Genomic DNA, 13,479 nt, shown 5'->3' on the forward strand with positions numbered 1-13,479 from the left:
ATTGCGTTCAGAGCACCCATTGACATCGGGAGGAAGTCCTTATAGTACGTTTTCGTTCCATTGGGCTTCAGACCCCGGAAACATCGTATTGCGTTGCTCACCAATTAAGCGGGCGTTAGCCAACATCTCGAGTTACCAGATAAATCAAGAGGAATCAGTTGATGTCTGAAATAGCAGACAAAATAAATTATTTTGCAATTCGCTCGTTTAGAGATACGGCAGATAGAGATTATATTAATGCTCGGATGGCTTTTCGTGCTGAGCTGTTGCCACAGTTTAGGTGGAGTGCTCTGCATGCATTAGAGAAATATGCTAAGTGTTTACTCATTCTCCAGCGTGTTCCGAAGTCTAACCAAGGCAGAATCCAACATGAAGTAATAAAGTCGATTAATCTACTTCCCAAAAAAGAAGAGTTAAAATTATCTAGAGAAGTAGCTTCTTTTCTATCTGATCTCGAAGAATATGGTGCAAGGTATCGCTACTTTGAGGTTTCTTGGTGGAGTAAAGGACATAAAGAATTACTTCTACTAGATCGTGCAGTAAACGAGATTAGGCGTTTTTGTCGATATGATCTGTATTCTTACAATTTATGCAACGAACTGATTTCTATGGACTCAAATCTATTACGCACAGAGAATGCTTCGGAAATCGAGGATGGCTATTTAGAAAAAGTTTTTGCTGATCAAGAAAGTTACTGCCGAGATGCATTGGTATGGAAGAATTCATATTTCTCTATAGATGAGCAAGATGATATCGATTGTTCAGCGCGGGAATATGGTTCAAACTCACCATTGTATTTATACCCTGAAATAGTCGATGAGGCGTCTAAATACTGCTTTGTTCCAAAAGAAATAATTAAACAATGCAAAGTTGGCTAACAAAGCGTTTAAGGTTTCAAAATACTTTTTCTAATCCAAATCTCGAACGTTAGAACCCATACTCTAACGTGCTTTTGTCCAAAGGTGTACTAACGCAGCTCACAGAAAATACACCTTTGTTAAGAATTGAACTGTTAACACCTTACTTTAGGTATATCTAGCCAGTTGGTTGTGTATTGCGGAGTAAGCATTTCTCTCCGCATGCTCCATTTCTGCTCTATGCCTTGGGAACCAACAAAAAGCGTATCAGTGCCATACCGATTATTAAGACTATCAAACACTTTCATTAACTTATCATTACTCGGGGTTTGATTTAACAGATCTAATTGTTCGTGCTGCCCATTAACTAGATCGATCAAACCGATGCCAATTTTGTAATAACGTACACCTGGTTTGAACAATTGTGTTGCTGCCTTCGTAGCAATTTTGACCAACTGCATTGAGTCAGCAGTTGGATATGCAAAATGATGAACTATACGGAAGCTCTGAGGTTTATCATCAAATGGGGAGTTGGAAGCAAAACAGAGCATAGCTTTACACAGCGACTTTTGATTTCGTGCTTTACGTGCTGCTATAGCGGCGTGTTTACTTAGTGCTTGCTTCAGTAGTTCAAGGTCGGTGATTCTTGTTCCAACACTACGAGTTGAGTAAATCTGCTTTTTATCAGCTCTAGCTGTGTCCCAGCCCTTGCAAACGACACCATTTAATTCACGAACGGTTCTTTCAATTTCTACTGAAAATTCCCGACGGGCTTGTTCTGGGGCATACTGAGACAAATCATAAGCCGAGTTAATCCCCATATGTTTTAATCGTGTTGATATTTTATTGCCCACTCCCCATACATCACCAACTTCTAGCTGCTTTAATATAGAGGTACGCTGATGTTCATTGTCGATAACGCAAACGCCCTTACAGCCTTGAATTTTTTTAGCTGCATGATTGGCAATTTTGGCGAGGGTTAGCGTTGTTCCCATACCTATACATACTGGTAATCGACACTCTTTCCAAACGGCTCGTCGGATTAAAGAGCCATGTTCTCGTAAGTCTTTAATGGCAGGAAAGCAGCGATGAAAGGAAAGAAATGATTCATCAATGGAGTATACATATTGCTCAGGCGCAAACCGCCCGATAACATCCATCATTTTGGACGACAAATCTGCGTAAAGTTCATAATTAGATGATAGAGCAATTACACCTTTCAACTCACACAATGTTTTGACTTCAAAGTAAGGTTTAAACTTTGCTATACCTGCTTCTTTAGCTTGACGATTAGCTGCAACGACACAGCCATCATTATTCGACAGAACGATTACGGGCTTACCTCTCCACTCGGGTCTAAAAACTTGTTCAGCACTACAATAAAAGGAATTAGCATCAACTAGGGCAAACATTATTTTCTACGAGATGAGAGTAAATAGCTTGGGCGGTGACAACGGATAGATCGAATCACTACACCTTCAATCGAAAATGTATCTTGAGCATGAATACAGATAGGCATCATTGCTTTATTTGCAGATAAGAGTGATCGACGTGTCATATCTAGCATTTTACAAACGAACTCACCATTATAATTGGCCACGATTACATCAAGGTTTTGGACGGCAACGTGACGATCTACAATCAACAAGTCACCATCAAAAATGCCAATCTCTTGCATAGATTCCCCCATTGCTTGTCCGATGAATGTAGCACTTGGATGCTCAACTAGCAGTTCATCAAGGCTCATTCCTAGTTGTCTGTATTCAGCAGCAGGGCTTTCAAAGCCTGTAATACCAGCGCTTGCTAAGATAGGGATAACTTTCATAATAAAAATAACTGTACATATATACAGTTATTTTGAGGCTAAACAGTTTGATCGTCAAGGGAATTAGAGAGAAAATAACGCACTTATCCTACTAAGTGTTTTAGGATGTATCGGGTCGGCAGTAGGGCTACCTACCGTGAATAATTCGCCAATTTCATATACATACACCGATAAAAATGCTTGAAAAGAGGGTAGGGTGTAAAGGGACTTTCTTTACGCTTCGGGTTAGTCGTCGATTGCTATTGTAGAGTTTTGATACTGCGAGTTTGGCTGAAGCATTTATGCCCCATTCCAAGCTATCAACTTTCAAATTGTGATGTCTGATGGCTTAAAGTTGACCTAGTTTCAGTAATGATTTTTAGTGTCTACTGGTTCGGTGCCTATTCAGAGTCTAATAATCTATGGGTCTTAAACTTCAAATATACTAATGAAAATTTTAAGTGACCTCAGCAGGTTTTCTAAGTCATGTTTAGGTATTTCCTTGACGTCTATCTCAACATCTTCAATGAACACTTTGCTAGTCACGTTTCCACATGCTTCTAACAATGAAACTAGCTCAGGAGGACTAAATCCTCTTAGTCTAAGTTTCGTAGAAAGAATGATAATTCGTTTGTAGTTTTCGGCATCTACTTCATCGGTAAGACTGCTCGCTTCTCTCAAGCGACTACACTCAAAATAAAGCCTGATTATACGCTCTTCTATTTCAACAACCGTGTCAGTTATTAGTTTTTGCGAAGCGGACTTTTTCCATGAACGTAGAGCGAACAACGCAACAAAGGAAGCAACAACAGTCGCGGTTCCAGCAGCAATCGTTGAAACGTCCTTCAAGAATTCCCATGATGTGAGATCAGAGGCGTTAGTTGCCATACCTCCATAAAAGCTAACTAACATCAGGAAAACTATAACTATCAATGTTACTGTTGATTCTTTCATAAGAGCCCAAAATTGAATTAATGGTTAAACATACCATGATTGACCAATGTACTGCATACATAACAGCAGGTTAGCCCCATCTGGCAGTATAGATGGCACTATCAAATTTTAACCAGTTAGGGCGTAAAGGGAGCATGTGGAACGATACTTAATAGAGCGAAAAGAGACAGTCCTCAAAAGTTATTGCCACCCCATAACCTGACCGTAGCACAAGTATCAAAAGAGGAAGGCATAATCTGCACCTGAGAAACTGGACACTCACTAAGCGACTTTTCCATATTTAAAGTGATCCGCATTTCCCTAGTTTACGTGATTACCCTAAGTAGCTTTTGTCCAGAAGTGAGTTACAACGAGTATGATACTTTAATACTCAGTTGTAGTTTGATTCGGACTTGGTAGTAGCAATTAGTATGAATCTTTATTTTTGGTCATGTGTAATCTTAAACGGGGCGAGCAGGGTTGCTTGACTGTTTAGTATGAGACTTTATTACTCTCCCACAAGAGATCTGTCCGGTAATCTTCCAGGTTATATTGTTCGTTCATCGTTCATCCTGTTCATGGTCGCTTTGCTTGTTGTCGCGGTTCTGTGATTTATTTTTGATAGATTCAGCAACCTTTTGCTGTAGTTCGTGACGCTCAGTCTTCATTGGTGGCATTTCACTAACAAAGGTCGCAATACTTTTCCCTAACTCTTGATCGTCTTGGCTTTCACTCTTACTTAACTCTTTTGCAGCCGTTAACCAGGCTTTGCGAACGTGAGTTTGTCGAGACTGAATTTTATCTTCCCAAGGTCTAGGTTTAGTGGGTTCACCGTTTCGTTGATGGTTGAAATCTTCAATGATTTCTTTAATTTTTGCCTGGTCTACTTCCGGCGTAAAACCTCGTTCTCTGATGTGTTTAATTGCTTGACTAACACCCTTTTTAATCACACCTCGCGTGGCTCTCGATGTGGCCTCAGCTTCTACACCTCGGCGCTCTAATTGAGCTGCAAACTTTTCTCGCCAGGTTTGCGGGTCGCCTTTCTTAACATGCAATCGACGGCCATCATAACCTAAGTTTTTCACGGTCAAGTGAACATGTGGACTTTCCGTGTCGGTATGCAATGCGAACACATATTGATAGTTATCACTAAACTGTTCTTTCGCAAAAGCACGAGCAGCGTTCTTTACGTCTTTAGCTTCGGTTCCAGATGGCATTGATAAAACGATATTCGTTGTGTCTCGGCTATTCTTTCGCTTCTTGCCCTGGTCTTGTGACCAATCTTTAGCAAGCGCCCTAACCGCAGTTTTACCTTTTAACGTTTCTCCCCTTTCATCTTCAATTTCAATTTTTCCATTACGGCTGATGTAATCCAGGTGAGCTTTAACGTGATCAGCGCCTTTGGTATGGCCACTAATTTTAACCATCACTTCCGGCGCACCATTAGCAATCTTTTTTGCTCGTGCAAGATTACCAGTCTTGTTCGATTTGTTCTTTACATGACCATCGAGTAAATCAGAAATCGTATCGTGAACTAGGCTACTCATCATTCCACCTATTCATGTTTTTGTTTATCAATGTGGCAACGCTATCTTTATGTTGTTCAATTCGAGCTGTGAGGGCTTCTACAGCTTCAAGCTTTAACCTATCCCCTTCTCTAAACTCGATGTTTAAAGTACGTGCTATTTGGTTTAGGTTTCGCCCTATCGCGGCCAGTTCTCGGTTTGACTCACGCAAGGCCGCAATTTCTGATTCAGATAAAACAGGCTCTTTGTGTAAAGCAGCTAAAACTATTGCTGTAGTCCATTTTGTTCTGTTGGGATACCCTTCAAGCCTTGCACGTTTAGTTAGCTTGTTCTGATTGGAAGCAGAAAGCCGAATGGTAATTTTTCCTGATTTTGGATCTGATTTATAAGCTTCATCGGTATCTTGAATAATCCCTTCTGAAACGCGACTAATCATCATCCTAATCATTTCTGATTCCGTTGTTCCGCTACTCTCACAAAATTGCTTCCAAGCTGCTTTTTCTTGATCAGTAAGCTGCGCTTTCGTTTGAGCCATAAATTAATAGCCTCCACCATTTCGCAGATAAGAACCATGAAGCGCATTAATGCGGTCTACTGCTTTATCACCGTTCTTAACGAGAGGTAATGAAATCTCATTAACTTTTGTAAATCGGTGATTGATTTTGATGGTGTATGCCTTGAACAGCCAATTGATAAATCCAGTAGTGAATTGGGCGTCGTCAATGTCTCGCCATCGAACACCACCTGCACCACGTGACCAGGGGAAAATCCCACTGTACACCCAAACCCCTTCGTCATTTGCGAAAAGGTATGTGCTTTTGAGTAGTGCCATTTTGTAAATCGTCAGCAAAACAGCCAACGCCGAACCAACGTAAATGATTGCCTGGTGAAAACCAGCAAGCAAAAAAGTGATGCCTAACAAGATAGGCAGAACTAGTAAAGGGCGTAGATAAGCAACCCAAGATAGGCGAAATCGTGTAAAGGAAACACCACCAATGGCGCTTGTTTCTACTTGATTAGCTTCGATCATAAACACTCCTTGTTAATAGTAATTTGGGGGGCATGGGGGGAGTATATGCAAAGTTGGTACTTTTTGCCAGCACTTTGCGAATCCTGCCTTAGCCTTAACCCCCCCCCCCCCCCCCAAATCTTTTCGTGCGTACGAAAATCGCTTTTTGACTTCGCAGAGCTGCCGCGCCCCTGCGGGGCTTGCCTTTTTGATGTGGCTTAGTTGAATTGGATAGCACAATCCAAAAATATAAAATGATATAAAAACGAGTGCACAACCAAAAGGTAGCGATCATAATTTGGATTGTACAAACCAAAAACACAAAAAGAAAAATAGGGACGCCAAATGAAGCCGACAGAAACCACCTACGACGAATTACAAATTGCATACGATTACTTCAATGAAAATCTATTTGATAGCCAATTGCCTGATTGCCTGATCACCCTACAGCGCGAGAAAAAAACATACGGTTACTTCTCCCCTGAAAGGTTTGTTAGTCGTGATGGTGATAAGACTGATGAAATAGCGATGAACCCGGCTTACTTCGCGGTATGTCCACCGGAAGAAGTAATGCAAACTCTGGTGCATGAAATGACTCACTTATGGCAGTACCATTTTGGAAAGCCTGGACGCCGTGGATACCACAATAAAGAGTGGGCCAATAAGATGGAAAGCATCGGTTTGATGCCATCATCAACAGGTCAGCCAGGGGGAGATAAGACAGGCGACAAAATGGCCGACTACATTATCGAAGGAAGTGTTTTTGATGATCTTTGCCAATCCCTACTTACTGGCGACTTTCGTATATCATGGGCTGATAAGTTTCCAGACAGGGATAAACTTCAAGCTGCCATCGAGAACGGTACAGTTGGAGATATGGCCGAAGGGCTAAGTGAAATGCTGATGGAAATGCCAGAACAAAAGCAAACTAGAGCAAAATTCACTTGTCCTGAGTGCGGCGTGAATGTGTGGGGTAAACCTTCACTGAACTTGATTTGCGGTGATTGTGATGTGACTTTTGAAGCGTGCTAATGGTTTGTACTAGCGCGCCCCTGCGGGTCTTACTGGCCAACGATTAGAGACAAATAGACTCGCTGCGCTTCGCTAATTGGTCTCTATTCGTCGGCTTCATTTTCTTCTTTTCCTTCCTCAGATTCCCTGATCGCTTTGGACAACTGTTGTGATGCTTCGGCTAACTCCCGGCGTGATGCAACCCAATACCTTAATGCTTTATTCGTCTTTAATACGCCAGCATAGATTTCAACTGAATCTAAACTTTGGCAAGCGTGAGAAATGGCAGATTGAAAGTCGGGGTGATGGCCAAGCGGGATAAAACGAATTGAGTTGTTCTTGTTGGTGATGTAACAGCCGCTATGACTCATCAATATTGCTGCATATTCGGTCATGACAAGTAACCCTATGACAGATAGAAATATCGCCCAATGAAGGGCGATACATGTTTACACTTCGATAACAGCTACCAGTTTGACCAGGTTTAAATCCACTTCGATTTCATCGCCATCATCATCATATTTAATCCATGCTAGACCGTATGCTGCGCGACGATTAGTAATCAATCGAGCTGCACGTTCATCATATTGAACTTGGATGATAGCTTTCTTGATCTTGTCAGTATCAGACTGTGCTAAAAGTGCATCGGCTTGGCTGTCTAAATTAGTGGTATCCGTGTCTTGCTGAAATTCAGAGGTATCATTAAAGCTTTGCTCCGCTTCGTCCTCTGTGCTGCTCTCAGAAGCATTAACGCCATCAAATGACAATTGTTCTTCTTCGTCACTTGTTGCACCTGGTTGTTCCTGTTCCGGCTTTTGTGGTTTCGGTGAGTCGTTCTTAGTTGGGGCTTTCAAGGACTCTAGAAACTTTCTAACCTGGGAAGTGGTCAACTCTTGGCTATCCTCTGACGCTTGCAAGCAGTAAGCATCAATTTCATTAGGGTTCTTCTTGTAAGCACGATGCAGCAAAGCTAACGCTTGCATTGAACGACATAAGTTACTGTCATAAAGATCACGAATGCTGTCAGCCATATCAAAGAATATTTTATGGTCTGATACATAAGACGCTGGACGGCCAAGTGCCTTAGCAATTTCACCCGCTTTATGTTTGGCATCTAAGCGGTTTTTGATGAACATCGCCACTTCGAGAGGACTAAGGTTTTCGCGTTGGTCATTAAGGACGAATTTATCAAAGTCGTCTAATTCATTCTTAATAATGTAAGGAGCTTGATCAAGTCCAGCCATACCCGCCGCCCTAAATCGACGGTTGCCACCCAAGATAATTAGATTGCCTGGAATGTCCGGATGACGCTTACAAGATAATGGTTCGAGAATACCGCGCCTTTCTCCGGTAGTTGGGTTGATCTGTTCCATTGAATCGGCCAACTCTTGAAGTTTATCAAGGTTAAATTCCTTTCTCGCATTGTCCGGGTCTTCATGGAAGTTTTCTAATGGCGCATAAGAAATGCTACCCGCTTCAACTGTAACTTCTGGTGTTTGGCTCTCTTGTTTTTTCGAGCTGCCACTCATTAGATCTGAAAGGTTGAAATCATCTAGCCCTGATAAATCAGCACCTTTCTTTTTAGTATCCGTAGTCATTATTCAACTCCTCCCATTTTTTCAAAGATAATGCGGAATGCTTCTTGAAACTCTTTACCAGCTTCACGAGCTGATGAACTTCCTTTTACTTCCCATACAGGAACGCCGTTTTTTAATGCCGCAGGGATTGACGTTCTGATGCCAATTCGCGCACGAATAAGCAAGTGAGAGTAGTTTTGAATAAGGCTTGTTAGTGTCTCTTTCTGATCGGAAGAGCGAGAGTTAAAGCGGTTTGGCAACATGCCTAAAAAGTTTAGGTCAGGGTTCCATTTCTCTTTAACGCCAAAAATGGTCTTTAACATTTTCGTGATACCGTCAATGCTGTATTCCTCTAGCTCGATTGGAGCTAACACGTGATCAGCAACTAATAGTGCGGCAGTCATGCGCAAACCTAAAGTTGGCGGGGTATCAATGACGCAATAATCAAAAGACTCACTTAGGTTGATTACGTTCTTTTTGAATTGCGCTAACACTTGAGGTTGAGCACGTTCAATATCAGCCATTGCTTCATCAGCTTCAATCAGTGTGATGCGCTCTTGCGGCTCAACACTAACTACTTCTTGATTGAATAATTGACTAGCGACTATCTCTGAAACCGAGTGAAAAACCTTTAGCGTTTTTGAAGCATTGGCTTGAGGGTCAAGGTCAATAAAAAGCACTCGCTTACCTTGCTCCGACAAAAACATGGCCAGGTGTAGAGCGATTGTTGTTTTACCTGGGCCACCTTTTTGATTGGATACCGTGATGGTCTGCATGGTTCTAATCCTTCTTTGATTCAAATGTCTTCTATGTTGCCGCAATTATGGGCTTTTTCGTGCGCACGAAAAAGCCCGTATTACTAATTAAGCGACTTTATAACGCGCACCCAACGTGCGCTGTTCTACAAAAACAAGCTCTCCTGATGCAACCATTTCAGCCCAAGCTTCTTTCCAGCCTTCCAGGTTGTCGCGTGTGGCCCATGTCATTACAGCGAAGTGCGTAAATGTTTCGCCTTTGAATTGCGTATTCAGAACAGACAGAAGCTGTTGCTTTGATGCGTTAAGAGGGGATTCGAGCTGATTAACATCACAGCGATTTTGACAAATTCCGGCATCACAATTTTTACAAGTCATGTTTTTATCCTCAATAGTCGAAGGGTTAACTCAGCATTGAACTAAGTGGTGGTGCTCAATGCCTATACACACAATATAATACACTAGCGGTATCATATCAAGCTATTTTTTGGCATATTTGATTGATTATCTAACTCGCTTAATATCATCTTCGGGACTTGCTAAATTCGCAGCATATAGCATTCTGCGCCATGCGTTTGCATCAATTTCTCGGTGTTCCTTTTTATCACTTGCGGTTTCCCATTTACGCACAATAGAACAGCCTTTTGAGCTTACCGTCTTACCAAGAAAATAGCCTAATTTGGCTTGAGATAATCCGAGATAGGCCCGTAACCACTTTATTTGCTCGGGCGTTGGTGAAATATAATCGGGATCACTCAAAGGCAAAGCGCATTGAGAGTTCATTAAATCATCGAGCGTAATTTGCGATTCAAGATTGCTGTATAGCGTTTTATTTTCACTCATATTAAAAGCCTTAGCGCGGCACACTGTGCCGCGCAGTCGTAATTAAATTATCCCATGTTCAGCGAAAGAATAAGTTTCTTCAACACTAACCACTATGTGATCCAAAGTGCGAACATCAATCAAAGCCAGCGCGTCTTTTATTCTTTGCGTTATGCGGCGGTCAGAATTAGATGGGGTTGCAACGCCAGAGGGATGGTTGTGGGCGATGATACAGGCCGCCCCGTTATGCTTGAGAATGGACTTTACAACCTCACGCGGATATACAGAGGCACTATCAATCGTTCCCTGAAAAAGCTCTACAGCCTCAATTAGTCGGTGCTGATTATCGAGTATTAGCAGCAGGAAAATTTCACGCTCAGATGTAGCAAGGCGGGTTTGGCAAAAGCCTTTAACTAGATCAGGGCTGGTAAAGGCATCACAAGTTTTGATTTTTTTTGCAAAAATAGCGGCTGCTTGGTCAATGATGTGTTGCTCGTCTGGTGTAAACATAGCGATTCTCCGTTACAGGTCATGGAACCATTCCCGACCTTTCATAGTAATTATACCGCCCCACTGGGGCGGCGTCTACTTTATTTTCACATATCGAGCGTTTTTTTGAGTATTATTTTTCAGCCTTTCCTTTTGTTTTTTCCTTATCTTTCAATGCGTTCAACTCACCTTCTAGCATGGCTCTTTGCTCTATAGCTGTACTGAGCTTTTCCCTTTCAGCATCGAGCTTGCTTCTCACTTCAACTAACTCTTGACTGCTGGTATCAATCCTTACCTGGCGTTCTTCAAGCTGCTTCTCGTGATGTTTACGATCAGTTTCAGACTGGCTTCGTAACGCTTTAATTTCTGCCTGGTGTTCTTCAAGTTGCTTCTCGTGGCGTTTACGATCAGCATCAGACTGGCTTCGTAACGCTTTAATATCAGCCTGGTATTCTTCTGCTCGGTTAGCACTGGCCTTGTTCTCAGCTTGGCTAGTTGCAAGGTCTTCTGTTGTTTGTCCTAGCTTATTTTGGAGTTTATTATTCTGATTGTTCGCTTCCATTAGTTCAGACTTTAACTCAGTAATGCGGGTTTCCTGGCCTATAATCTTACTCTCAGCACTTGCCAGTTTAGTTTCTCTATCATGGAGTTGATCCGTTAGTTCTTGTAGCTGCTTTCGAGCCTGATCTAATTCGGATTTTGTTTGATTATGAGATTCCAGCTCTTGAGATAGGGCGTTGGTTTTGGCTTCCAGTTCTACAGATTGAACCTCAAACGCTTGAGCCATTTCACTGCGTAGCTGTTCGGCTTCTGCTCTTTCATCATCCCAACCTTTTTGTGCCGCATGTAAGGCTTCGTTAGCAACTTCTTGAGCAATATTCCAGGCAGAAGCAATCGCCCCTTGAAATTCATCTTGAACGCGCTCAGGAACGGTGACAATAACAGGTGCAACTTGGCTTGTTTGTTGTTTTCTCCATTCTCTCATTACTGAACTAGTGGTGTTCATATCTGCTTTAGCTGCTCTCCTAACTTGATCAACAGTAGGCATTTTTTCTCTGTTTGCTTCGTCGTAAAGCTCATTTGCTACTTGAAAGATACGATCTCTAATTTCGCTTGGGATACCTGGTTGCGTCATAAATTCACCTTTAATTTGTGCTCGAATAATAATAAGAATAATAATATAATTATTATTCTTATGCTATTTTTTAAACAATTTGATTGTGAGTTAACCAATTCTATAAGTGACAAAGTGACACTGTATTGATGAACCGTGTAAACAGCCTGGCTTTTGGTGTTTTCATAAAAAAATAAAAAAACTTATTGATAGCGGAGCGTTACTTGAAGCAAGTAGGGAGGTGTTATGCTGGCTGTGGTAAAGCTTGTTGATGCGTCTCCTTGCATCAATAGCTTTTCCATCAGACAAGCATCAATGCTGAAATGCTTAGTTATTCACAATGGATCAGTTTGTTTTTAATAATAAAGTTTTTAAAGGTTTTTAAAGAGTTTTTAGATCTTTTTAGGGGCTTGTAACTCAATGTATTTGAAAGGTTTTTAGAGTTAAACAGCAACACTTTCTCCGCTAACAGCAACAGATCTTCCGTAAGATCCCGTTAAACAGCAACACTTTCTCCGGTAACAGCAACTTTTCCTCCGTACTAACAGCAACACTTTCTCCGCCAGTTCAACAACTTATCAACAGATAGTGTGGATAAGATTTGACCAACATCCCAAAAAACACAAATAGCAACTTTACTTTTTAATTTGTTGCTGTAATCATTCAAGGCACAAGAAAAATATTTGTTGGTTAGGTCTAATTATGAAAAAACTTAGTAAATTCAGGGAGCCAATCAATGTGTTTCCTGCTGCTCTTGGCGCTGCTGAACAAGATGTTTTTGCTCTCGTGTTGTGTGAAATATCAAAAGTTGTGGGCTTTAATAGCACTCAAACAAAGCAAAGCGATGATTTTGAAAAGAAACCAATACCTTATCAATTTGAGTTTTCAGAAGAAGAACTGACAACGTTGTTTCAATGCTCCGTTGATAATTTGCGCAAAACTCTAGAGCCAGCCGCTAGATCTCTGGTAAAGCGCGATGTTTCGTATTCATCAGATCAAGGCTTTGACGTTTTTTCTCCTATATCGCGGGTTCGCTATCACATGGGGCAACCGTTCTTTATAGAAATGTCTCCTAGTGTGGCTGAATTGCTTGCTGAAAATGTTGAAGCTGGTTTTTCAGAAATAGACTTTAAGTTGTTTGTTTCCCTTAGCGGTCGTTATGAGCGCCGATTACTAAAAGCGTTGTCTCAATGGAAACACAATCCTAGTAAAGAGATTAAGTTTAAGATCCAAGATTATAGGGATTACATAGGGCTTGAAGACGGTGAATATCAAAGGACTGAGGCGCTTGTCAGAAAGACCATTAAGAAGCCTATAGCGGATATTATCGAAAAATCAGAGGGTTGTTGGGTTCCTACTGATCCAGATAAAAAAGGGTTTGTGTTGACGCGAGAGGGAAAGGGAAGGGCATATACACACGTGATTTTCAAATTGCGGTACGATCCTAAAGCTGCTTTGTTACTTTAGTTGTTATGCTTCCGGTGATAATAGATCTAACAGCAACGTTTTCTCCGGGAGCAAACAGCAACACTTTCTCCGTAGTGTTGGAACCTGCCTAACAGCAACACTTTCTCCGATGGCT

At 41.5% G+C, this 13,479-nt stretch carries 16 protein-coding genes; 3 read left to right on the plus strand and 13 right to left on the minus strand.

From position 1 onward, the window contains the following. The first annotated feature begins 161 nt into the window (after nucleotides 1-161). Nucleotides 162-878, plus strand: a complete 717-nt coding sequence (locus R7F07_RS23240) for a hypothetical protein (RefSeq protein WP_140150431.1) — start codon at nucleotides 162-164, stop codon at nucleotides 876-878. Between the two features lie 134 nt (nucleotides 879-1,012). Here the strand turns inward: R7F07_RS23240 and R7F07_RS23245 are convergent, their stop codons facing one another. From R7F07_RS23245 to R7F07_RS23270, 6 genes are all read right to left on the minus strand, one after another. Further along, complete coding sequence (locus tag R7F07_RS23245) at nucleotides 1,013-2,269, minus strand: Y-family DNA polymerase (RefSeq protein ID WP_318110563.1); 1,257 nt, start codon at nucleotides 2,267-2,269, stop codon at nucleotides 1,013-1,015. Further along, the gene (locus tag R7F07_RS23250; RefSeq protein WP_029838628.1) at nucleotides 2,269-2,682 is read right to left on the minus strand and encodes a S24 family peptidase; all 414 of its coding nucleotides are present in this window, start codon (nucleotides 2,680-2,682) and stop codon (nucleotides 2,269-2,271) included. Before R7F07_RS23250 ends, R7F07_RS23245 begins: the two co-directional genes overlap by 1 nt. Before the next feature lie 408 nt (nucleotides 2,683-3,090). Further along, nucleotides 3,091-3,615, minus strand: coding sequence for a hypothetical protein (locus R7F07_RS23255; RefSeq protein ID WP_265572485.1), 525 nt, complete (start codon nucleotides 3,613-3,615; stop codon nucleotides 3,091-3,093). Nucleotides 3,616-4,154: 539 nt separating this feature from the next. Beyond that, entirely contained in the window at nucleotides 4,155-5,141 is a 987-nt protein-coding gene (locus R7F07_RS23260) for a relaxase/mobilization nuclease domain-containing protein (RefSeq protein WP_265572486.1), read from the minus strand. Continuing rightward, entirely contained in the window at nucleotides 5,134-5,655 is a 522-nt protein-coding gene (gene mobC / locus R7F07_RS23265) for a plasmid mobilization relaxosome protein MobC (RefSeq protein WP_265572487.1), read from the minus strand. Before mobC ends, R7F07_RS23260 begins: the two co-directional genes overlap by 8 nt. Before the next feature lie 3 nt (nucleotides 5,656-5,658). Then, nucleotides 5,659-6,150 (minus strand): hypothetical protein, encoded by a 492-nt coding sequence (locus R7F07_RS23270; protein WP_265572488.1) that lies wholly within the window; start codon nucleotides 6,148-6,150, stop codon nucleotides 5,659-5,661. 324 nt (nucleotides 6,151-6,474) lie between these two features. Between R7F07_RS23270 and R7F07_RS23275 the strand changes: the two genes are divergently transcribed. Next, complete coding sequence (locus R7F07_RS23275; protein WP_229625175.1) at nucleotides 6,475-7,161, plus strand: SprT-like domain-containing protein; 687 nt, start codon at nucleotides 6,475-6,477, stop codon at nucleotides 7,159-7,161. Between the two features lie 83 nt (nucleotides 7,162-7,244). On the opposite strand, the gene R7F07_RS23280 is transcribed toward R7F07_RS23275, so the two are convergent. The 7 genes from R7F07_RS23280 to R7F07_RS23310 all read right to left on the minus strand — a co-directional run bounded on the left by R7F07_RS23280 (nucleotide 7,245) and on the right by R7F07_RS23310 (nucleotide 11,918). Further along, complete coding sequence (locus R7F07_RS23280; RefSeq protein WP_265572489.1) at nucleotides 7,245-7,535, minus strand: hypothetical protein; 291 nt, start codon at nucleotides 7,533-7,535, stop codon at nucleotides 7,245-7,247. A gap of 54 nt (nucleotides 7,536-7,589) precedes the next feature. Further along, a complete protein-coding gene (locus R7F07_RS23285) occupies nucleotides 7,590-8,738 on the minus strand; it encodes a ParB/RepB/Spo0J family partition protein (RefSeq protein ID WP_318110564.1) in 1,149 nt (382 codons plus the stop codon). Then, entirely contained in the window at nucleotides 8,738-9,493 is a 756-nt protein-coding gene (locus R7F07_RS23290) for a ParA family protein (protein WP_318110566.1), read from the minus strand. Before R7F07_RS23290 ends, R7F07_RS23285 begins: the two co-directional genes overlap by 1 nt. Nucleotides 9,494-9,580: 87 nt before the next feature. Continuing rightward, entirely contained in the window at nucleotides 9,581-9,850 is a 270-nt protein-coding gene (locus R7F07_RS23295) for a hypothetical protein (protein ID WP_140344400.1), read from the minus strand. 126 nt (nucleotides 9,851-9,976) lie between these two features. Further along, nucleotides 9,977-10,315: a helix-turn-helix domain-containing protein gene (locus tag R7F07_RS23300; RefSeq protein WP_238966462.1), complete on the minus strand. Its 339-nt coding sequence runs from the start codon at nucleotides 10,313-10,315 to the stop codon at nucleotides 9,977-9,979. A 42-nt stretch (nucleotides 10,316-10,357) separates the two neighbouring features. After that, a complete protein-coding gene (radC, locus tag R7F07_RS23305) occupies nucleotides 10,358-10,804 on the minus strand; it encodes a RadC family protein (RefSeq protein WP_265572492.1) in 447 nt (148 codons plus the stop codon). A 112-nt stretch (nucleotides 10,805-10,916) separates the two neighbouring features. Further along, nucleotides 10,917-11,918 carry a DNA-binding protein gene (locus R7F07_RS23310; protein WP_265572493.1) on the minus strand — a complete coding sequence of 334 codons (1,002 nt, stop codon included), beginning with the start codon at nucleotides 11,916-11,918 and terminating at the stop codon, nucleotides 10,917-10,919. Between the two features lie 681 nt (nucleotides 11,919-12,599). On the opposite strand from R7F07_RS23310, the gene R7F07_RS23315 reads away from it, so the two are divergent. Continuing rightward, complete coding sequence (locus R7F07_RS23315) at nucleotides 12,600-13,364, plus strand: replication initiation protein (RefSeq protein ID WP_140344402.1); 765 nt, start codon at nucleotides 12,600-12,602, stop codon at nucleotides 13,362-13,364. The last annotated feature ends 115 nt before the right edge of the window (nucleotides 13,365-13,479 follow it).

This window comes from Vibrio sp. YT-16 (assembly GCF_033337405.1).
Classification (GTDB): Bacteria; Pseudomonadota; Gammaproteobacteria; order Enterobacterales; family Vibrionaceae; genus Vibrio; species Vibrio alginolyticus.